We start from the raw sequence: 1,240 nt of genomic DNA on the forward strand, positions 1-1,240 counted from the left end.
GTCCTTGGACTCCACCCGGGCCACCACCGCGTGCGGGCGGCCCGGGTGCGGCGCGGTGAACGCCTCGTACAGCGCGTCGTGGTCCCGCCCGTCCACCGTCAGCGCGGACCAGCCCTCCATCGCGAAGCGGGCCGCGAGCCCGCCCGGCCAGCCGTAGGTCGCGGACTGGTTGTCCACGGCCACCACGTGCAACTGCTCCAGGCCCGTCGCCCCGGCGAACTGCAGCGCCTCGTGATTGCTGCCCTCGTCCATCTCCGCGTCGCCGACCAGTGCCCACACCGCCGGGTCGGTCAGCCCCTGCGCCCGCAGGCCCAGCACGCTGCCCACCGCCAGCGGCAGCCCGTGCCCGAGCGAGCCCGAGCCGATCTCCGCGCCCGGCACCAGGGTCCGGTCCGGGTGGTGCCCGAGCGGCGAGTCGTACGTCCCGAAGCCCGGCAGCCACTCGCGCGGCACGAAGCCCTTCGCGGCGAGCACCGCGTAGTACGCCATCGGGCCATGCCCCTTCGACAGCAGGAACCGGTCCCGCTCGGGGCCGTCGGCGGCGTCCGGGGAGACCCGCAGCACCCGGTCGTACAGCACCCACAGCACGTCGAGGGTGGAGGTGGCGGCGGGGTCGTGCTTCTCGTCGCCGCTCATCAGCGACATCAGCGGCTGGAGGTCCTGGTAGCCGTACGGGCGCCCGTCGGGGTGGCCTGCGGCCGCCGGTGCGGCGGCTCTGGTCGTCATCATGCCCCAACCCTGCAACTTCAAGTCCGCTTGAAGTCAAGCGCTACCCTGGATGCCGTGAGCCTCTCCACCCGCGACCGCCTGACCATCGGCGAACTTGCCGCCCGCAGCGGCAACGCCACCTCCGCGCTGCGCTACTACGAGGAACTCGGCCTCATCCAGGCCGAGCGCACCTCCGGCGGCCAGCGCCGCTATCGCCGTGCCACCCTGCGCCGGCTCGCCTTCGTCCGCGCCGCCCAGCGGATCGGCCTGAGCCTGGAGGAGGTCCGCGACGCCCTCGCGCACCTGCCCGTCGACCACATCCCCACCTCCGCCGACTGGAGCCGGGTCGCCCGCACCTGGCAGCGCCGTATCGACACCCAGATCGCCGAGCTCCAGCGGCTCAGGGACCAACTCACCGGCTGCGTCGGCTGCGGCTGCCTGTCACTGACCCGCTGCGGGCTGTACAACCCCGACGACACGGCAGCGCACCAGGGGACCGGCGCCCGCTACCTGCTGGGCGACAGCCCCCCGG

General features: G+C 73.8%; 2 protein-coding genes. One reads left to right on the forward strand and one right to left on the reverse strand.

The features are described 5' to 3' along the window. Positions 1-726 (reverse strand): transketolase (locus AC13HU_RS37415; RefSeq protein WP_483046461.1); only part of this gene is annotated, 726 nt, incomplete at its 3' end. 57 nt (positions 727-783) lie between these two features. Between AC13HU_RS37415 and soxR the strand changes: the two genes are divergently transcribed. Further along, on the forward strand, positions 784-1,240 hold a 457-nt coding region (gene soxR, locus AC13HU_RS37420), incomplete at its 3' end, for a redox-sensitive transcriptional activator SoxR (RefSeq protein ID WP_483046460.1).

The sequence above is a fragment of the Streptomyces sp. NH27 genome (genome assembly GCF_056859195.1).